Raw genomic sequence first — 17,486 nt, forward strand, 5'->3', positions numbered from 1 at the left:
CGTGGAGGCGGGGGCGACGGGGGGCCGCGGAACGGGGTCACAGCTCGTGCAGGGCGGCGTCGCGGCCGAGCGGCTTGAGCTCGCGCGCCAGCGGGTCGCGCTTGATCTTCTGCGAGGCGGTGCGCGGGAACTCGCGGTCCCACAGGACGTAGGCGGAGATCCGCTTGTAGTCGGCGAGCTTGAGGTTGCGCCTGCGGAAGGCGTCGACGACGCCGGCGCGGGCGGCCTCGTCGAGGCCGGGCTTCGGCCGCACGACGACGACGAGCTGCTCGTCGGTCATCTTGCCGGTCGGCCAGATGTAGTTGGCCGCGAACACGCAGAACTCCTCGCAGTCGTCGATGTCGCCGAAGGCGGCCTCGATGTCCTCGGGGTAGACGTTCTTGCCGCCCTCGGTGACGATCATGTTCTTGGTGCGGCCGAGCAGCCTGAGGTGATTGGCGGCGTCGATGGTGCCGAGGTCGCCGGTGCGCAGCCATCCGTCGACGATCGACTCGCGCGTCAGCTCGGGCGCGTCGAGGTAGCCGAGCATGACGGTCGGCCCGCGCACCCACACCTCGCCGACGCCGCTCTCGTTGACGTCGCGCAGCTCGAGCTCGGTGCCCTCGACCGGCTTGCCGACGCTGTCGCCCCGGAACGGCTTGAGGTCGTTGACGGTGAGGACCGTGCCGGCCTCGGTGAGGCCGTAGCCGATGACGACCGGCAGGCCGAGGCGGTTGAAGTACTCGGCGCTGCTGCGGTCGACGAAGGCGCCGCCGCAGAACATGAGCCGCAGCTTGCCGCCGAAGTACTCGTGGATCGGCGCGAGCAGGGTCTTGCTGAGCCCGTGGCTGGGCGCCTGGCGGGTGGCGTACTCGTTGAGGTCCATGAGGCCGTCGAGCACGAGCCGCTGCCACTTCGGCAGCTCGGCGATCTTGTCCTTGATCCTCTTCTCGAGGGTCTTGAGGATCGTCGGCACCAGCGCCATGTGGGTGATGCCGTAGCGCTTCATGGTGCTGGCGAGGTAGGCCGGCCGCAGGGTGCGCTGGTGGACCACCGCGCCGCCCATCATCAGCGCGAGCAGGAAGCCGCACATGAAGTCGATGGCGTGGTTGGTCGGGAGGATCGAGAAGTAACGGTCGCCCTCGCTCAGCGGGTAGAGGTTGCCGAGGGTCTCGGCCTGCGCGAGGTAGTTGCGGTGCGTCAGCTGGCAGCCCTTGGCCGCGCCGCCGGTGCCCGAGGAGTAGACGATGCAGGCGACGTCCTCGCGGGCACGCGCGTGGTAGGTGAAACCTGCCCCTTGGGGCAGGTCCTCCCAGCGCAGGGCGCGGCCGACGCTGGCGCCCTCCGGCGCCTCGGTGACGACGACGAGGGTGCGCTCGAAGATCGAGGGGTCCTCGCGTTGCAGCTTGTCCCACGCCGGCCACTCGGCGAGGACGACGCGCGGGCGGCAGTGGGCGAGCAGGGCGTGCTGCTCGGGCGCGGTCAGCTTGTAGTCGATCGGGACCAGCACAGCGCCGGCCCACAGCGCCCCGGTGGCGCCGATCAGCCACTTGGACTGGTTCTGCATGACGATCGCGCAGCGATCGCCGGGGCCGAAGCCGTGGACCTGCAGGCCGGCGGCGAACCGCTCGGCCGCGACCCGCAGCTCGGCGAAGGTGTGGCGCGAGTTCTCGCGGTGACGGTCGGCCTCGATCAGCGCGGTCCGGCTCTTGTACGTGATGGTGGCGTCACGCAGCGCCTCGCCGAGGCAGGACAGCTTTCCCAGGTCGAGCATCTAGCGCCTCGCGTCGATCTTCTGCGCCAGCGCGGCGAAGGTCTTGATCCCCTGCAGCTCGTAGTCGGGCAGCTCGACGTCGAACTCGTCCTCGACGTCCGAGATGAGCTCGACCGCCTGGAAGCTGTCGATGCCGAGGCGCTCGAACAGGTCGTCCTCGGCGCGGAGCTGGGCCGGGTCGGCGCCGAAGCGCTTGGCGGCGAGACGGATGAGGGTGTCGAGGGTGGTGCTCATGGCAGGTAGGGTCTCAGGTCGGTGGACTCGACGAAGCGCTTGAGGGCGGCCATCAGCGCCGGGCCCTCGGCGAGGCGGACGAACAGCTCGCGCTCGGCGAGCAGCTCGTCCTTCGGGAGCTGCTTGATGAAGGCCTTGGCGGCCTTGCGCGCGGTGGGGTCGAACTTGGCGGTCTGGGCCGCGAGCGCCCGCGCGGCGGTGATGCCCTCGCCCGCGGCGACGACCTGGCTGACGAGGCCGGCCGCCTGGGCCTTCTTGGCGTTGATGCTGCGGCCGCTCAGCAGGAGGTCGCGGATGAGGCCGTTGCCGACGTCGCGGCGCAGCCGCGGGATGCCGCCGAAGCCGGGGATGATGCCGAGGCGCAGCTCGGGGAAGCAGAAGCGCGCGGTCTTCTCGGCGATCAGGACGTCGCAGGTGAGCGCGAGCTCGAAGCCGCCGCCGAAGCAGACGCCGTGGACGACGCCGACGGTGGTCAGCGGCAGCATGTCGAGGTCGTCCATGACGCCGTGGATGGCGTCGATGAACTGGCGGATCTGCGGCGCGTGCTGGTCCTTCGGCGCGTCGCTCAGGCCGCGGTAGAGCTCGCGCAGGTCGGCGCCGGCGCAGAAGCCCTGGCGCAGGCCGCTGCGCAGGATCAGGGTGTGGGCGCCCGGGTCGACCTGGTCGAGGAAGCGGCGCAGATCGGCCAGCATGGCGGTGCCGATCTCGTTGCAGGGCGGCGTGGCGAGGGTCAGCTCGTACACGCCTTCGCTGTAGGTCCAGTCGATCATGACGCGTAGGCCTTGTCGATCTCGGCGCGGTAGCGCTGCTCGACGGCGCGGCGGCGCAGCTTCTGGTTGGCGGTGAGCAGGCCGTTCTCGATCGTGAACGGCTCGGCGACGCGGATGAAGGCGCGGACCTTCTTGTAGTGCGGGACGCTGGCGTTGACGACCTCGAGCGCGGCGTCGATGGCGTCCTTGGGCACGTCGCCGGGGACGATGATGCCGAGGAACGGCCGCGCGTGGCCGACCAGCATGCACTGCTCGGCCTTGGGGCAGGCGGCGAGGAACTTCTCCTCGATCGGCTCGGGGGCGATGTTGTGGCCCGACTCGGGGACGAGGATGTTCTTGACGCGGCCGATGATCCGCAGGTTGCCGGTGTGGTCGAGGTCGCACTGGTCGCCGGTGTGGAACCAGCCGTCGCGGATCGCCTCGGCGGTGGCCTGCTCGCGCTGCCAGTAGCCGGCGAAGATGCCGGGGCCGCGCACCAGCAGCTCGCCCTCGTCGGAGATCTTGAGCTCGCAGCCGCCGATGGCGTGGCCGACGTAGCCGGGGCGCACGCCGCCGGGGGTGTCCATGGTGACGATCGCGGTGGTCTCGGTCAGGCCGTAGACCTGGTAGACCTGCACGCCGACCAGCTCGAACCACCACTGCGTCTCCTCGGCCAGCGCCGCCGAGCCGCAGATCAGGAACTCGAGGCTGGGGCCGATCTGCTGCTTGATCTTGCTGAAGACCAGCTTCTTCGCGGCGGCCAGAGTGAGCCTGTCCAAAAGGCCAGCCTTGCCCTCGCGCACGGCGCGGAAGGCCGCCTGGCCGCGGTCGTACAGGGCGAGGGCGACGCCGCCGCGCTCCGCGATCTTCTTGCCGACGCCGTTCTTGATCCGCTCGAGCACCGCGGGGACGTTGAGGTAGTAGTGCGGGTCGGCGGCGCCCATCTCGGCGACGAGGTGCTGCAGGTCGGTCGACAGCAGCAGCGGGTTGCCGCGGTACAGCTGCGTCCACAGCATGACGCGCGAGCCGGCGAAGCAGAACGGCAGGAAGTGGAACACCTTGTCGGCCCGCTGGCCGCCGGTGATGCGGTCGACGCTGCCGCGGGTCTGCGGCAGCATGTAGTCGACGTTGGCGCGGGTGAGGACGACCCCCTTGGGCTCGCCGCTGGTGCCGGAGGTGTAGATGATGGTGACCGGGTCGGTCGGCGCGACCGGGCGCGGCGGCTCGTGCACCGGCTCGCCGCGGAGGACGTCGGCCAGATCTTCGATCGGGCAGTGCTCGGGCCAGGCGCCGCGCAAGCCGGCGGCGAGCTCGGGGCCGTCGGCGATGACGAGCACGGGGCCGCAGTCCTTGACCATGACCGCCAGCTCCTTCGGATCCTGGCGGCTGTAGAGCGGGACGACGATCGCGCCCTCGAACAGGATGGCGAGGTCGGCGGCGACCCAGCGGGCCGAGTTGGGCGCGAGCAGGGCGACGCGGTCGCCGGGCCCCACGCCGGCGCGGCGGAGGAAGCCGCGCGCGTGGGCGACGAGGTGCAGCAGCTGCGCGGCCGAGGTCGGCCGGCGCTCCTTGCCGTGGAGCTCGATGAGGAGCTGATCCTCGCGGGTCTTCTGGACCGCGGCGTGGATGACTTCGAGGAAGTTGGCGCTCATGCGTGGCGCTCCAGCAGGCGCTGCACGTTGGCCGGCAGCGGCGGCAGGTGGGCTTCCCAGGTGCGCGGGAGGTCGCGGCGCGGGAACTGGGGATAGACGCGCACGACCTCGTCCATGAAGTCGATGCCCATCTGGCCCATGAGCCTCAGCTGGGCCGGGACGGCGCGGGCGATGTCGGCGCTGATGCCCTCGGCGTCGCGCCACAGCCGGCGCAGGGTGTGCAGCAGCTTGTCGCCGAGGTCGTCCTCGTCGACCTCGAAGAACATGTCCGGGTGGCCGCGATCGTTCATGAGGTTGCGGATCCGCTCGTCCATGGTGACGCCGGCGGAGGGCACGAGGCCGGGCATCGAGGTGACGATCGCGTGGAAGCGGGAGCTGATCATCATGCTGCAGTTGCGCAGCACGCTGACGAGGTCGTACATGTCGTGCTCGTCGCTGACGAACAGCGCGCCGCCGCGGTCGAGCCGCGGCAGCAAGTCCTCGCAGGCGTGGCGGTCGAGCTGCTCCATGCCGACGAGGATGGTGAAGAACTCGCGCTCCTGGGCGAACGCGTTGACGCCGTCGGCCAGGGCCTGGATGTACGCGTTGTACTTCTTGTCGGCCGCTTCGCTGTGGTGGTGGAAGTAGAAGGCGCTGTAGTGCTCGTGCTTGTACTGCCCGCCGAGCTTGTAGGCGGCGTACTTGAGCAGGTCGGGCTTGACCGGCCACCAGAACGGGTTGATCGGGCAGACGACGAGGACCTTCTGGCGGCCGTCCCAGCCGGCGTCGCGCAGCAGCTGGGCGCCTCGGGAGAGAGGAGCAGGATCGAAGGTCCAGGCGGTGTCGGCCCCGGAGGTGGTGCGGATGCCGAGCTCGCCGAGGACCTTGCGCGAGGGCTCGTTGCGGCAGATGACCAGCGACTTCTTGCAGGCGTCGCGCACGAAGTCGCGGAGCGCCGGGGTCATGCTGCCGGCCTCGGCGCCGTAGCCGACGCTGATCTTGTTCTCGGCGTTGGCGAGGCCGAGCGCGCCGGCCATGAAGCAGGTCAGCGCGCTCGAGAACTTCGACTTGAACATCGAGCCCTCGCAGGCGATGACGCCGTGGTGCTTCGGGCACTCGGTGGCGATGAACTTGGGGAACACCGCCGGCAGCTCGATCTGGTGGACGGCGCGGAAGTAGCCGCGCGTCAGCTTGGGATCGACGGTCATGATCGTCAGCTCGAGCTCGTCGTCGCCGACGACGTGGCGCAGCTGGCGGATCATCTCCTCGACGCGGACGTCGGCGCCGGTGTTGCGCGTGCCGACGTAGCCGGCGAGCAGCAGCTTGAGCGGCTTGCCGGGCTTCCACGTCTCCGGGGCCATGCCGAGCACGTTGCGGACGGCGACGCCCTCGATGGCGGCGGCGACGGTGGCCTGGAGGGCGCGGTCGGGGTCGACGACGTCCTTGACCTTGTCCCAGATCTTGCTGGTGGTCTTCTTGACGGGTGCGCTCTTGGACATGTTCGAAGGGCTAGGCTACCTGCCGCACCTGGGCGCCGCCGGGCCAGGGCTTGTACGGGTAGCTGAAGTTGTGGTCGACCGCGAAGCGGTAGAGGCCGTAGGCGTAGCGGTCGAACGGCGCCGGCGACTCGCCGAGGGCGTCGACGACCCGGCGGTTGTCGAACACGGTGTCGAAGGTGAGGTAGGGCAGGAACACCTTGAGCAGCGAGGCCGGCAGCGACAGGCCCCAGTTGCGCGGGGTGTTGGAGGCGGTCTCGACGACGCGGTTGAAGGCGCCGTTGAGGCCGGGGACGAAGCGGTGCTTGACCGGGTGGCCGGCGCGGCGCATGGCGTCGACGACCTGGCGGTAGGTCAGCGAGGCGGTGCCCGAGCTCAGGCTGTAGGCGTCGTGCGCCAGCTTGTCGCGCTGGTGGAGGGTGACGATCGCCTTGGAGACGTAGTCGACGGGGACGATGTCGAGCCGCCAGTCGGGGTGGAACGGCAGCACCGGCAGCTTGGCGAGCATGACGAAGGCCCGCACCATGTCGAACTGGGTGGTCTCGGGGAAGCGGCTGTCGCCGAGCACGATCGACGGGCGCAGGACCAGCTGCTGCACGTCGGGCAGCAGCTCGTGCAGCATGTGCTCGCAGAACTTCTTGGTCCGCGCGTACGGGTCGTAGTCGGACTTGTCCCAGTCGATGGTGTTGTCCTCGGTGACGACCTCGCCCTTGCGCTCGCCGGCGACCGCGACCGTGCTGATGTCGGTGAAGCGGCGCAGGCCGTGGTGGTCCCGGGCGTCGCGCGCGAGCTTGAGGACGCTCAGCGTGCCGCGCAGGTTGACGTTGAAGCACGCCTTCGACGACTTGCGGTTGAGCGAGGCGGCGCAGTGGATGACCGAGTCCATGGTCCGGACCAGCTTCTCGCGCGCGTCGGCCTCGAGGCCGAGGCCCGGGAAGGTCAGGTCGCCGAGGTAGAGGTCGCAGCGGGTGCGGACGAGGTCGAGGAAGCGCGGGAAGTCCATGTGCAGCTGCATGGACTTCCACAGCCGCTGCTCGGCCTCGGCCGGGTCCTTGGCGCGGACGAGGAGGGCGAGCCGCTCGTTCGGGTGCTCGTCGAGCAGGCCGGCGGCGACGTACGAGCCGATGTATCCGGTGGCTCCGGTGAGGAAGATGGCCATGGTGTCAGACGACCTCGGCGTGGGGCGCGGGCGCGGCCTCGGGCGAGCGCAGGCGGAAGGGGTGGCGCGGGGCGTAGCTCTCGGGGGTCTTGTTCTCGAACAGCGGGAAGCACCACTTGCGCAGGCCGGGGATGTGGACGTCGATCCAGTAGTGGCGCCAGTCGATGCTGCGCGGGTCGCAGTCCCACTCGGGCTCGACGACCGGGTGCCGCAGGAGGTTGCGGGTCACGAACGCGAAGTAGTTGTCGTGGATGAACGGCAGGTAGAGCTCGCACATGCGCTCGATCTTGTCGATCGCCTCGAGCGCGTCCTCGGTGTGCTCGACCATGTCGGTGAGCCGGCGGCGGATGAACTCGGGCCAGCCCTTCGGCGGGTCGCGCAGCCACTCGTCGACCGACTCGGTCATCTTGCGCACGTTCTCGATCCGCATCGGGTGGTCGGGCGTGACGGCGATCGCGTCCCAGCGCGACTTGACGACCCGGTCGAGGGTGGTGTCGCCGCGGGTGCGCAGGTGCTTGCGGTGGGCCAGCGCGACCAGCTCGACGGCGCGGTCGATGGTGAGGAGGTTGAGGTCCGAGCTGCCGCACTGGTAGACCGGCGCGTGCTCGCCCCGCATCAGCGCGGCGCCGGCGACGGTCATGCCGCGGCAGACGTAGTCGACCGGGATGATGTCGAAGGGGTTGCCCCGCTTGCACGGCAGGTGGCGGAACCAGCTGCCGAGCGCGTAGCTCAGCGGGCCGCAGGTGTTGAAGCCCTGGTTCCACCCGGGGAACGGGTAGCTCATGGCGCTCTCGACGATCGCGGGGCGGAACATGCTCCACCGGCCGGGATCGAGGCGGCGGGCGATCCACGCCTCGGCCATGTTCTTGGTGTACGTGTAGATGTTGGTGAAGCCCCAGCGGCCGGCGCGGCGCTGGCCCTCGGCGACCATCGCGTCCTTCAAGAGGTTGCGCTTGATCCGGCGGGCGGTGTTGCGCACCAGCATCGCGTTGTTCTCGTCGCCGCCCTTGTCGCGGATCTGCTTGACCGCGTCGTCGTGGGCGCGCTTGTCCATCTCGGGCGACTCGTGCTCGGCGAGGATGGCGTCGATGCTGGCCTGGACCTCGGCGCACTCGGCCTCGACGTCGAACGGCTCGCCCTCGGGCGAGAGGTCGGGGCGGATGACCTCGGGGATGAGGCCGTTCTTCTTGCCGGTGACGTAGCAGGTCGAGATGTGCAGCAGCACCGCCTTGTCGCAGGCGGCGACGAAGTTGGCGGCGTTGCGGGCGCCCTCGACGTTGGTCGTCATGGCGTCGCGCAGGTCGGGGTCGAAGTCGACGAGGCCGGCGCAGTTGATCACGAGGTCGACGTCGCGGCGCAGACGGGCGAGCACCGCCGGGTCGTCGACGCCCATGTCGGGCAGCGAGACGTCGCCGGAGACGACCTCGATCCGCTCGCTGATGAAGCGGCTCATGTCGGCGCCGTACTTCTCGTGCAGCGGCCGGAAGCACGGCGAGGTCTGGACCTGGCGCTCGAACCGATCGGCGGCCGGGCGCAGCGCCTTCTTGCGGGTGAGCACGTAGACCTTGCCGACGTCCGGCACGTGCTGCAGCACCATCGCCAGCCAGACCTTGCCGAGGAAGCCGGTGACCCCGGTGAGCAAGACGTGGCGACCGGCGTAGCTGTGCTTGATCGAGAGCGGCGTGTTCACGGGTGTCCTCCGGTTCCTGTCCCCAAGGTCAGTCGCGGTAGTCGATGATCGGCCAGTCGGCGTCCTTGGCGCTGCGGCGCAGGACGAAGTCGGGGTTGACGGCGCACGGCTTGCCGACGCGCGAGAGCAGCAGCATGTCGGGGCCGTGGGCGCCGTAGGCGGCGCAGCGCGACAGCTCGAGGTCGTGCGCGGCGGCGTAGTCGTCGAGCCAGCGGCCGCCGACGTTCGAGCCGATGACCGGGTCGAGCAGCTTGCCGGTGGCCTCGCCGTCCTCGAACTCGATCTTGTTGTAGACCAGCTCGTCGTAGTGCTTGAGGTGGCGCGCGAGCGGCTTCATGATCGGCTCGATGCTGTCGGACAGCAGCACGACCCGCCGGCCCTCGGCCTGCAGCCGCTTGAGCAGCTCCGTGCCCTGATCCAGGATCGTGTCCTTCAGGACATCCTCGGCGTACTCCTCACAGAGGACCTCGACGCGGTCCTGGCTCATGCCGCGGATGGCGAGGTGGGCGAGGCGGTGGGCCAGCGCGCGGTCGGTCTGACCAAGCAAGCGGTGGACCGGGGCGGCCAGACCGACGAGGCCGAGGCGGACCGCCCGCTCGCCGAACTTCTTGGCGTTGCCGGCCAGATAGGCCGCCGCGCTGAGCACGCCGCGGGCGAGCAAGATGCCTTCGACGCGGACGAATGCTGCCGTGTTGGTTTGTGTCATCGACCAGGCTCGCGGCCTAGTTAGCGCACCCGAGGCCAGCGTTACAAGCATTCGCGGCGGGGCGAAGATGCCTGCGAAGGCCGCTGCGCACGCCGGTTTACGCGTGCAGGAGGCTTCGCAGGAGGGCGCTCGGGAGGGGTCTGGCGCCGGTCCGCGGGGCTTTGGCGAGATGGGTAGCGACCGGGCGAGATGTTTACTCGCACGAGTAAGTTGTTAGCGGCGACGATTGCTCGCGCGTTTAAGAAATTGCTTCGGCGTGAGGCTGGTCGGGGTGTCACCGGTGGGACGCGCGTCGAGGTGCGCTATCGTGTGGCCGTGACCGCGCCGCTGCTCGTCTGCGCCGCCGAGGTCGAGGGCCGCGGGCTGCCCTCGGCGCTGCGCCTGGGCGTCGGCAAGGTGGCGGCGGCGGTGAGCATGACGCGGGCGCTGCACGAGCGGCGGCCGGCGTGGGTGCTGCTGTTCGGGGTCTGCGGCGCCTATCCCGAAGGACATGGCCCGGGGGCCAGGCTCGACGTCGGCGACGTGTGCCTGGTCGGCGACGAGTGGCTGGCCGACGAGGGGGTCGCGGTCGACGACGGGTTCCTGCCGCTGTCGCAGCTGGGCCTGGGGTCCAACGGGCCGTTCGAGGCCGACGCGGGGCGCACGGCCGCGGCGGCGCGGGTGCTCGCGGTGCCGGTGGTGCGCGGGGCGACCGTCAGCAGCTGCAGCGGGACCGACGCGCGCTCGCGTGAGCTGGCCAGCGGCACGGGGGCCACGGTCGAGACGATGGAGGGGGCGGCCGTGGCGTGGGCCTGCCGGGCCGCCGGGGTGCCGTGGGTGCAGCTGCGGTGCGTGAGCAATCGAACCGGCCGGCGCGCTGCGGGCGGGTGGGACCTGCCGCGCGCGGTGGCCGGGGTGCAGGCGGCGCTGCTGCGACTGCAGGCCGCGGACTGGGGGAGCGAATGAGCGAGCCGCTGCCGATCGGGTTCTCGCCGTGTCCGAACGACACGTGGATGTTCGACGCGATGGTGCGCGTGCCGGAGTTCGTGGCGGGGCTGCGGCCGCTGCCGTGGCTGGCCGACATCGAGGCGCTCAACGAGCGCGCGCTGGCCGGCGAGGCGCCGCTGCCGGTGACGAAGCTGAGCGCGCACGGGCTGTTCTGGGTCGAGCGCGACTACATGGTCTTGCGGACAGGTGCGGCGCTGGGCCGCGGCTGCGGGCCGCTGGTGGTCGCGCGCGCGGCGACGGAGCTGGCGGCCCTGGCGGGGCGGAAGATCGCCATCCCCGGGGCCTACACGACGGCGCACCTGCTGCTCCGCTGCTTCGCGCCGGCGTCGGTGACCGTGGTGCCGATGCGCTTCGATCGCATCATGCCGGCGGTGGCGGCCGGCGAGGTCGACGCGGGGCTGGTGATCCACGAGGCGCGGTTCGTGTTCCGCGACCACGGGCTCGAGCAGGTGGCGGACCTCGGCGAGGTGTGGGAGGCCGCGACGGGGCTGCCGCTGCCGCTCGGGGTGATCGCGGCCCACCGCTCGCTGCCGGCCGGGCAGGTGCGCGCGGTGGAGGAGGGGATCGCCCGCTCGATCGCGGCGGCGGAGGCCGATCCGGCCGCGGCCTGGCCGTTCGTGAAGGCGCACGCGCAGGAGCTGAGCGACGACGTGTGCCGCCAGCACATCGCCCTGTATGTCAACGAGTTCTCGCGCGACATGGGCGCGGAGGGGGCGGCCGCTCTGGCCGAGCTGCGGGCGCGCGGGCAGGCCGCGGGGCTGTTGCCGCGCTGAGGCGCCCGCGGAGCGGCGGGTGAGGCGGGTCGCTGTCGCGTCTGGAGCGCGGACCGGCGACGAGGCACGACCGGGCGCCGGGGATGGGGGCGGCGCGGTGAGGTGTTCGTGAGAGCATGTCCATCGAGACATGCTCATGAGGCCCTGTCTATCAGGGCATGTCGGTTCGGGCATGTCCTTTCGGACGCATGCCGGCGAAACTCGGGCGTCAGGGCGCGGGCAGCGCCTCGAAGAAGAGGCGGCCGTCTCGCTCCTGCGCGAGCACGCCGAAGGCGGCGCCGAGGTGGGCGGGGCTGAAGACGTCGGGGCAGGGGCCGACGCGGGCGCGGCCGGCGGCCAGCAGGACGGCGTCGTCGGCGTGGCGGCGGGCGAGGTCGAGGTCGTGCTCGGCGACGAGGACGGCCACGCCTTCGCCGGCGAGGGCCCGCAGGTGGCGGTAGAGGCCGAGGGCGTGGCCGATGTCGAGGCCGGCGGCCGGCTCGTCGAGGATGACGACGGCGGCCTCGGCCGCGAGCATGCGCGCGAGCATGACGCGCTGGCGCTCGCCGCCGCTGAGCTGGCCGATCGGTCGGTCGGCGAAGGCGGCGAGGCCGAGGCGGGCGAGGGCGGCGGTCGCGGCGTCGGCGTCGGCGGCGCGCGGCGGGCCGAAGCGCGGCAAGTTCGGCAGGCGGCCGAGGAGGACGACCTCATGCACGTGGAGGTCGGCTTCGACGGGGCAGTGCTGCGGCAAATAAGCCAGCCGGCGGGCGCGCGCGGCCGGAGAGAGGTCGGCGAGGCGGTCGCCGAGCAGCTCGACGTGGCCGGCCTGCGGACGGTCGAGGCCGGCGAGGGCGCGCAGGAGGGTCGACTTGCCGGCGCCGTTGGGCCCGGCGACCACGCAGATCCGTCCGCGGCGGAGGTCGAGGTCGAGGGCCTCGTAGAGGACCCGATCGGCGAGCCGGTGAGTCAGGCCGCGAGCGGCGAGGGCGGGGGCCTCGGTCATGTCCGGCATTAATAGGAGGGAGGCGGGGGGGCCGGGCAAGCCCGCAGGCAAGAGGTGGCGCACGCGCGGGCACGGGCGCGCCGGCGCCGGATCGACTAGTGTTCGCGGGATGTCGCTCGTCCAGCTCAGGGCCAGCAAGACGGCGCCGCCGCGGGACCTGCGGGCGTTCCTGCCGATGACCCGCGAAGAGATGGACGCGCGCGGCTGGGAGGAGCTCGACGTGCTCCTCATCAACGGCGACGCCTACGTCGACCACCCGGCGTTCGGCGGGGCGCTGATCGGCCGCTTCCTCGAGGGCCGCGGGCTGCGGGTCGGGATGATCGCGCAGCCGCGCTGGGATGACCCGAAGGACATCTCGCGATTGGGTCGGCCGCGGCTGTTCGTCGGCATCACCGCCGGCAACCTCGACTCGATGCTCAACAAGCTGACGGCGCAGAAGAAGATCCGCGGCGAGGACCAGTACTCGCCCGACGGCGCGCTCGAGCAGCGGCCGAACCGCGCCAGCATCGTCTACTCGAACCTGGCCCGGCAGGCGTTCCCGGGGCTGCCCGTGGTGCTCGGCGGCATCGAGGCGAGCCTGCGGCGGATCGCCCACTACGACTACTGGAGCGACCAGGTGCGCCGCAGCGTGCTGGTCGACAGCAAGGCCGACCTGCTGATCTTCGGCATGGGCGAGCGGCCGGTGTGGGAGGTCGCGCAGCGGCTCAAGGCCGGCGAAGACATCGGCACGATCCGCGACGTCCGCGGCACCGCGGTGATGCTGCCCAAGGGCCAGTGGGAGCACCTGCCGAAGAGCCGTTACGTGCGCGACGGGCAGCCGCTGCACCTGCCGAGCTTCGAGGCGGTGAGCGCCGACCGGGACGCGTTCCTCGAGATGTCGCGGGCGTTCCAGCACGAGACCAACCCGGGCAACGGGCGGCCGCTGATCCAGCCGCACGGCGATCGGGCGCTGTACTGCAACCCGCCGGCGCACCCGCTCGACATGCGCGACATGGACGCGCTCTACGACCTGCCGTTCGTGCGGCGGCCGCACTGGACGTACGCGGGCAGCAAGATCCCGGCGTTCGAGACGGTCAAGCACTCGATCGTGACGATGCGCGGCTGCTTCGGCGGCTGCACGTTCTGCTCGATCACCGAGCACGAGGGCCGCATCATCCAGTCGCGCTCGGCCGAGAGCGTGCTGCGGGAGATCCGGGCGCTGCGCCGCATGGACGACTTCCGCGGGGTGATCTCGGACGTCGGCGGGCCGACGGCCAACATGTACCGCATGCGCTGCAAGAGCGAGCAGATCGAGAGCGCGTGCCGCAAGCTGTCGTGCGTGCACCCGGGCGTGTGCGAGAACCTCGACACCGATCACGGGCCGCTCGTCGACCTGCTGAAGAAGGTGCGCAAGGCCGAAGGGGTGCGCCGTGTGTTCATCGCGTCGGGCGTCCGCTACGACCTGGCAGAACGATCTCCGGCGTTCATCCGCGAGCTCGCCACGCACCATACCGGCGGACAATTGTCCGTGGCTCCCGAGCACGTGAAGGACGAGGTGCTCGCCAAAATGAAGAAGCCCGGCGTCGCCAGCTACGAGCGCTTCGCCGAGCAGTTCATGTGCGCGAGCGAGGCGGCCGGCAAGGATCAGCATCTGGTGCCGTACTTCATTTCAGGGCACCCGGGCAGCACGCTCGACGACATGGTCGATCTCGCGCTGTGGCTGAAGGCGCGAGGCGTGCGGCCCAGACAGGTGCAGGACTTCATCCCCACGCCGATGAGCATGGCGACCTGCATGTACTACACGGGTCGCGATCCGTTCACGCGCCAGCCGGTCTACACGGCCAAGGAGCTGCGCGAGAAGAAGCTGCAGAAGTCGCTACTACTTTATTGGGATCCGGCGCAGCACCACCTCGCTCGCGAGGCGCTGCGGCGAGCCGGTCGCGCTGCGCTGATCGGTCACGGGCCGTCGTGTCTGGTGCCGCCGGAGGGAGGAGCGACGCGTACACCAGGCGCGTCGCCTGTCCCCGGCGCCAGGCGGGCGCGGCGCGGGCTCGGGGCCGCCGGTCCGTGAACCGGTAGCCGCGCCGGTGGACGCCGGAGACAGCGCCGACGTCGCCGGAGCAGGTTCGCCCGCACCACCACGCTAGCGCACGGGCTCCGGCGAGGACGGTAGTTCCGCGTCACAGCCGACTGTGAGTAAGATGCCCCAACTTATGACGATGATGCGGAGCGCGACGCGAGTGTTGGCGGCTGTCACTGTGATGTCGAGCCTGTCCGGGTGTGAGGCGCTGCTCGAGCCGAAGACGAAGGTCTCGCTGGCTATTTCGCACCACGGGACGCGCGACGGGAACGGCGTCCTGCCGAACTACGGCGAGGCCGACGCCGCCCGCGTGTTCGTCAATGACAAGGGCTGGGAGATCAACCTGGCCGAGGGCGTGATTGTGATGACCGCGGCGCAGGTCGAGTCGTGCGCCGGCGAGAGCTTCGACTTCGAGCTGCCGTACGGGCCGTTCCCCGAGTACCAGCTGGCGCAGGATCAGGACCTCGTCGACTTCGCGGCGGTCGAGCTGCCCGAAGGGACATATTGCAAGCTGCGCGTCGAGTACGGCCGCTACCAGTCGTCGCTGGCCGAGCAGGCGTTCGACACGCCGTTCCAGGTCCACGGCCACGCGTCGGTCGAGGGCTTGACGGTCTACCTCGCCGGCACCGCGGCCGACCCGACCGGCGCCAAAGAGGGCGCCAACTGGAAGTTCCAGACCAGTCAGACCAGCATCGTCGAGCTCGACCTCAGCAAGGCCGACGACGGTCGACCGTTCCGGATCACGGGCAAGGAGCCCGGCGGCAGGGCGCTCACGGTCGCCAAGACCTACGACGCGTTCTTCCGCGGCGTCGACTTCTCCGACTTCGACGCCGAGGCGATCAGCGGCCGGCTGCTCGAGGTGCTCAAGGCCGAGACGTACGTGATCGTCGGCGCCCAGGTCTTCTGAGCCCGGCCAGCGCCGTCAGCACGACCAGGCCGAGCGGGCCGCCGGCGTCGCCGCCCGCGGCGCAGTCGCAGCCCTCGTCCTTCTTCGGCTCGGTCACCAGGCAGTCGCACGCCTCGCACGCGTCGGTGCGCAGGTCGACACCTGTCTCTTGGTTCAGCCAGCACAGGGCGGCGTAAGGGATGGCGTAGAAGCCGCCCTTGCCGCACGTGTAGCCGCGCGAGGTGATGCCCGCGAGCCTGATCTCGCCGCCCGAAAGGGTGACGAACGCCGGGCCGCCCGAGTCGCCCTGGCACGAGTCGTGGCCCTCGCCGCCGGCCTGGAACTCGAGGCCGCTCGGGCTGAAGCGCACGATCTCGATCTCGACCTCGCGCTTGAAGCCGTTGAGGTTCTTCTCGTCGTCGCCGAAGCCGACCACGGTGATCGGGGCGCCGATGTACATCGCCTCGTCCCACTCGGCCTGGCCGCTGATCGGTCGCGTCGGCTCGACGCCGACGAGCGGCTCCTCGAGCACGACGTAGCCGTAGTCCCAGATGTCGACCTTGCACACGCTGGTGTCGGTGCCGCAGAAGTCGGGGTGCGAGCCGTGCTCGGCGACGGCGACGACCTGCTGGAATTCGGTCCAAACGTCGTCGCCGACGACGACGTGCATGACCGCGGGCGAGGGGTTGTCGTCGAGGCAGTGCGCGGCGGTCAGGACGATGGTGGGGCTGACGAGCGTCCCCGTGCACATGGTCTCGCCGATGAGGATCGCCACTGCGCTCGGCCACGAGCCCGGCTCGACCAATTCGCCGCCGTAGATCGGCGCGGGCGCGGGCGCGGGCGCGGACCACGGGAGCGGCGAGGCGAGGAGGGCGGCGAGGCCGAGCTGCAACATGCGACTAGAATAACCCGGGTTGCCGACGATCCACGGCGATCCGGCCCGCGTACTGCGCGGCCTGGGCGTGGATCGAAATTGCCCGGGCGCGCGGGCGCAGACCGGGACAGCGCCCCGGCGATCTGGTACCGATCGCCAGTCCGACCCGGGGAGGCGCGTGCCGACGAATCTCTTCGCTTATCCTAACCTGGTCTCGGAGCCAGGTCCGCTCCCGCTCCGCTCGCAGCTCGACCACGACTTCACCGACGCGCTGGCCCACATCGCCCGGATCCGCACGCGCCGGCGCCTGGAGCGAGACCCGGTGTTCCGCACGATCCGTCCGCAGCTGGAGCGAGTCCTCCGCGGCTTCGAGTGGGATCTCGAGCCGACGCTCGGCCACTCGCTGGCGCCGCGACGTCCGGGGATCGTCCGCGCGGTCGCGTGGAACGTGGAGCGCGGCAAGCGCTTCGAGGGGCTCCACACGCTCCTGACGTCCGACCCAGAGCTCTCGGCCGCCGATCTCTTGCTGCTGACCGAGGTCGACATCGGCATGGGCCGCTCCGGCAACCGCAACGTGCCGAAGGAGCTCGCCCACGCGCTCGGCATGGGCTACGTGTTCGCCAACTATCACATCGTCCTGGTCGAGGGCGATCGCGGCGAGCGCGGCCACGGGGTGCCCAACACCAAGGCGATGCACGGCTGCGCCCTGCTGACCCGCTTCCCGGTGCTCCGCTTCGAGGCGGTCGAGCTGCACGAGCGGCGCGACAAGTTCCACGCGACCGAGAAGCGGATCGGCAACAAGCGCGCGCTGCTGTGCGAGCTGCTGCTGCCAGACGGGCCGCTGACGGTGGCGCTGGTCCACCTCGACCCGTTCGCCGGGCCGCGCGACCGGGCCCGCCACATCCGCGAGATCGTCGCCCGCCTGCGCGAGTTCGGCGGCGAGCGCATGCTCCTCGGCGGCGACCTCAACACCAACACGTACGACCTCAGCAGCGGCCGCGGCCTGGCCTACAACTTCTTCTACAAGCTGACGCGCTTCGGCATCGAGGGGATGGCGGCCCAGTACATGAAGCCCGAGGAGCACTTCGAGCGCGCAGTGTTCGCGGCGATGCGCGACGGCGGGTTCGAGATCGACGGCTTCAATGACTTCACCCGCGGGACCATCTACTACGACATCTACGACCCCGAGATCTTCCGCAAGGCGCTCGACTACATGCCGAAGGCGATGCGCCGGGTGATGTGGACGTACCTCGAGCGGCGGCTGGCGCCGTGGGGCGGGCGGGTGCCGCTGCGCGTCGATTGGTTCGCGGGCAAGGGCCTGCGCCCGCGCGAGCCGCAGGTGATCGAGCGCCCGGTCGCCGCCGGCAAGCTGGTGTCCGACCACAACCCGATCCTCGTCGACCTCGAGCTCGGGGCGGAGGGCGAACCGGACCCGCCCGAGGAGTCCGACGAGTGAGCGGTGGCCACATGGCCTTATGGGCATGTAGGAGCGGGCATGCCCGATCGA

15 protein-coding genes are annotated in these 17,486 nt (G+C 70.7%); 5 read left to right on the plus strand and 10 right to left on the minus strand.

What is annotated here, in order from left to right; genetic code table 11:
* Window positions 1-37: 37 nt before the first annotated feature.
* Genes O0S08_RS16970 through O0S08_RS17005 form a run of 8 tightly spaced genes read right to left on the minus strand, consistent with a single transcriptional unit; the run spans window position 38 to window position 9,418 of the window.
* Window positions 38-1,753 (minus strand): AMP-binding protein, encoded by a 1,716-nt coding sequence (locus O0S08_RS16970; protein WP_269040202.1) that lies wholly within the window; start codon window positions 1,751-1,753, stop codon window positions 38-40.
* Window positions 1,754-1,987 (minus strand): acyl carrier protein, encoded by a 234-nt coding sequence (locus O0S08_RS16975; RefSeq protein ID WP_096332471.1) that lies wholly within the window; start codon window positions 1,985-1,987, stop codon window positions 1,754-1,756.
* The gene (locus O0S08_RS16980; RefSeq protein WP_269040203.1) at window positions 1,984-2,757 is read right to left on the minus strand and encodes an enoyl-CoA hydratase/isomerase family protein; all 774 of its coding nucleotides are present in this window, start codon (window positions 2,755-2,757) and stop codon (window positions 1,984-1,986) included. Before O0S08_RS16980 ends, O0S08_RS16975 begins: the two co-directional genes overlap by 4 nt.
* Window positions 2,754-4,388 carry an AMP-dependent synthetase/ligase gene (locus O0S08_RS16985; RefSeq protein WP_269040204.1) on the minus strand — a complete coding sequence of 545 codons (1,635 nt, stop codon included), beginning with the start codon at window positions 4,386-4,388 and terminating at the stop codon, window positions 2,754-2,756. Before O0S08_RS16985 ends, O0S08_RS16980 begins: the two co-directional genes overlap by 4 nt.
* A complete protein-coding gene (locus O0S08_RS16990) occupies window positions 4,385-5,866 on the minus strand; it encodes a polysaccharide pyruvyl transferase family protein (RefSeq protein WP_269040205.1) in 1,482 nt (493 codons plus the stop codon). The genes O0S08_RS16985 and O0S08_RS16990 overlap by 4 nt, the downstream gene beginning before the upstream one ends.
* Before the next feature lie 10 nt (window positions 5,867-5,876).
* The gene (locus O0S08_RS16995; RefSeq protein WP_269040206.1) at window positions 5,877-7,022 is read right to left on the minus strand and encodes an SDR family oxidoreductase; all 1,146 of its coding nucleotides are present in this window, start codon (window positions 7,020-7,022) and stop codon (window positions 5,877-5,879) included.
* Window positions 7,023-7,026: 4 nt separating this feature from the next.
* The gene (locus O0S08_RS17000) at window positions 7,027-8,712 is read right to left on the minus strand and encodes an SDR family oxidoreductase (RefSeq protein ID WP_269040207.1); all 1,686 of its coding nucleotides are present in this window, start codon (window positions 8,710-8,712) and stop codon (window positions 7,027-7,029) included.
* A gap of 28 nt (window positions 8,713-8,740) precedes the next feature.
* Complete coding sequence (locus tag O0S08_RS17005; protein ID WP_269040208.1) at window positions 8,741-9,418, minus strand: HAD family hydrolase; 678 nt, start codon at window positions 9,416-9,418, stop codon at window positions 8,741-8,743.
* Between the two features lie 315 nt (window positions 9,419-9,733).
* Between O0S08_RS17005 and mqnB the strand changes: the two genes are divergently transcribed.
* Together mqnB and O0S08_RS17015 are read left to right on the plus strand one after the other, a co-directional pair.
* Window positions 9,734-10,363 (plus strand): futalosine hydrolase, encoded by a 630-nt coding sequence (gene mqnB / locus O0S08_RS17010; RefSeq protein ID WP_269040209.1) that lies wholly within the window; start codon window positions 9,734-9,736, stop codon window positions 10,361-10,363.
* Complete coding sequence (locus tag O0S08_RS17015; RefSeq protein WP_269040210.1) at window positions 10,360-11,178, plus strand: 1,4-dihydroxy-6-naphtoate synthase; 819 nt, start codon at window positions 10,360-10,362, stop codon at window positions 11,176-11,178. The genes mqnB and O0S08_RS17015 overlap by 4 nt, the downstream gene beginning before the upstream one ends.
* Before the next feature lie 208 nt (window positions 11,179-11,386).
* On the opposite strand, the gene O0S08_RS17020 is transcribed toward O0S08_RS17015, so the two are convergent.
* A complete protein-coding gene (locus O0S08_RS17020) occupies window positions 11,387-12,160 on the minus strand; it encodes an ABC transporter ATP-binding protein (RefSeq protein WP_269040211.1) in 774 nt (257 codons plus the stop codon).
* 109 nt (window positions 12,161-12,269) lie between these two features.
* On the opposite strand from O0S08_RS17020, the gene O0S08_RS17025 reads away from it, so the two are divergent.
* Entirely contained in the window at window positions 12,270-14,210 is a 1,941-nt protein-coding gene (locus tag O0S08_RS17025) for a YgiQ family radical SAM protein (RefSeq protein ID WP_269040212.1), read from the plus strand.
* A gap of 190 nt (window positions 14,211-14,400) precedes the next feature.
* Window positions 14,401-15,126: a hypothetical protein gene (locus O0S08_RS17030; RefSeq protein ID WP_269040213.1), complete on the plus strand. Its 726-nt coding sequence runs from the start codon at window positions 14,401-14,403 to the stop codon at window positions 15,124-15,126.
* Here the strand turns inward: O0S08_RS17030 and O0S08_RS17035 are convergent.
* On the minus strand, window positions 15,083-16,000 hold the full coding sequence (locus O0S08_RS17035) for a S1 family peptidase (RefSeq protein WP_269040214.1): 918 nt from the start codon (window positions 15,998-16,000) through the stop codon (window positions 15,083-15,085). The genes O0S08_RS17030 and O0S08_RS17035 overlap by 44 nt on opposite strands.
* Window positions 16,001-16,157: 157 nt before the next feature.
* Here O0S08_RS17035 and O0S08_RS17040 point away from each other — a divergent pair, with 157 nt between their 5' ends.
* Window positions 16,158-17,435: an endonuclease/exonuclease/phosphatase family protein gene (locus O0S08_RS17040; RefSeq protein WP_269040215.1), complete on the plus strand. Its 1,278-nt coding sequence runs from the start codon at window positions 16,158-16,160 to the stop codon at window positions 17,433-17,435.
* Window positions 17,436-17,486: the final 51 nt, after the last annotated feature.

Origin of the sequence: Nannocystis punicea, from assembly GCF_026965555.1 — a bacterium.
Lineage (GTDB): Bacteria > Myxococcota_A > Polyangia > Nannocystales > Nannocystaceae > Nannocystis > Nannocystis punicea.

Bases quoted from the DNA above. Each gene is read 5' to 3' on its own strand.
- O0S08_RS17030 (WP_269040213.1), top strand. From the start codon at position 14,401: ATGTCGAGCCTGTCCGGGTGTGAGGCGCTGCTCGAGCCGAAGACGAAG.
- O0S08_RS16980 (WP_269040203.1), bottom strand. From the start codon at position 2,757: ATGATCGACTGGACCTACAGCGAAGGCGTGTACGAGCTGACCCTCGCC.
- O0S08_RS16975 (WP_096332471.1), bottom strand. From the start codon at position 1,987: ATGAGCACCACCCTCGACACCCTCATCCGTCTCGCCGCCAAGCGCTTC.
- O0S08_RS17015 (WP_269040210.1), top strand. From the start codon at position 10,360: ATGAGCGAGCCGCTGCCGATCGGGTTCTCGCCGTGTCCGAACGACACG.
- O0S08_RS17025 (WP_269040212.1), top strand. From the start codon at position 12,270: ATGTCGCTCGTCCAGCTCAGGGCCAGCAAGACGGCGCCGCCGCGGGAC.
- O0S08_RS17020 (WP_269040211.1), bottom strand. From the start codon at position 12,160: ATGACCGAGGCCCCCGCCCTCGCCGCTCGCGGCCTGACTCACCGGCTC.
- O0S08_RS17035 (WP_269040214.1), bottom strand. From the start codon at position 16,000: ATGTTGCAGCTCGGCCTCGCCGCCCTCCTCGCCTCGCCGCTCCCGTGG.
- O0S08_RS16995 (WP_269040206.1), bottom strand. From the start codon at position 7,022: ATGGCCATCTTCCTCACCGGAGCCACCGGATACATCGGCTCGTACGTC.
- O0S08_RS16970 (WP_269040202.1), bottom strand. From the start codon at position 1,753: ATGCTCGACCTGGGAAAGCTGTCCTGCCTCGGCGAGGCGCTGCGTGAC.
- O0S08_RS17005 (WP_269040208.1), bottom strand. From the start codon at position 9,418: ATGACACAAACCAACACGGCAGCATTCGTCCGCGTCGAAGGCATCTTG.
- O0S08_RS16985 (WP_269040204.1), bottom strand. From the start codon at position 4,388: ATGAGCGCCAACTTCCTCGAAGTCATCCACGCCGCGGTCCAGAAGACC.
- O0S08_RS16990 (WP_269040205.1), bottom strand. From the start codon at position 5,866: ATGTCCAAGAGCGCACCCGTCAAGAAGACCACCAGCAAGATCTGGGAC.